The sequence below is a fragment of the Corynebacterium sp. MSK044 genome, from assembly GCF_030232825.1.
In the GTDB taxonomy this organism is placed as follows: domain Bacteria; phylum Actinomycetota; class Actinomycetes; order Mycobacteriales; family Mycobacteriaceae; genus Corynebacterium.
The window spans coordinates 1-871 of record NZ_JASPJJ010000054.1; the positions used below are offsets into that span (position 1 = coordinate 1).

Consider the following 871-nt stretch of genomic DNA (forward strand, 5'->3'; position numbering starts at 1 on the left):
AAATGCGGCCTGCGTATATGTCAGGCGTGATGCGTAGCCCCTTGAGGGGTGATGGTGGTGATCCTGTGCTGTCGAGAAAAGCCTCTAGCGATGTATGTGTACGGCCCGTACCCGAAACCGACACAGGTAGTCAGGTAGAAAATACTAAGGCGGTCGGGTGAACTGTGGTTAAGGAACTCGGCAAATTGCCCCCGTAACTTCGGGAGAAGGGGGGCCATAACTGGTGATCTAATCTTGCGTTGGTGAGCTGGTTGTGGTCGCAGAGAAGAGAGGGAAGCGACTGTTTATCAAAAACACAGGTCCGTGCGAAGACGGTTAAGTTGATGTATACGGACTGACGCCTGCCCGGTGCTGGAAGGTTAAGAGGACCTGTTAGGACGTAAGTCCGAAGCGGAGAATTTAAGCCCCAGTAAACGGCGGTGGTAACTATAACCATCCTAAGGTAGCGAAATTCCTTGTCGGGTAAGTTCCGACCTGCACGAATGGCGTAACGACTTCCCTGCTGTCTCAACCACAGGCCCGGTGAAATTGCACTACGAGTAAAGATGCTCGTTACGCGCGGCAGGACGAAAAGACCCCGGGACCTTCACTATAGCTTGGTATTGGTGTTTACTGCGGTTTGTGTAGCATAGGTGGGAGACTGTGAAGCGCTCACGCTAGTGGGTGTGGAGTCATCAAGTGAAATACCACTCTGACCGTAGTGAATGTCTTAACCTTGGCCCATGATCTGGGTTGGGGACAGTGCCTGGTGGGTAGTTTAACTGGGGCGGTTGCCTCCCAAAATGTAACGGAGGCGCCCAAAGGTTCCCTCAGCCTGGTTGGCAATCAGGTGTTTAGAGTGTAAGTGCACAAGGGAGCTTGACTGCGAGAC

At 52.8% G+C, this 871-nt stretch carries 1 rRNA gene; it reads left to right on the forward strand.

The annotated features are described in order from the left end of the window. Nucleotides 1–871 (forward strand): 23S ribosomal RNA (locus QP994_RS11035); the annotation flags it as partial.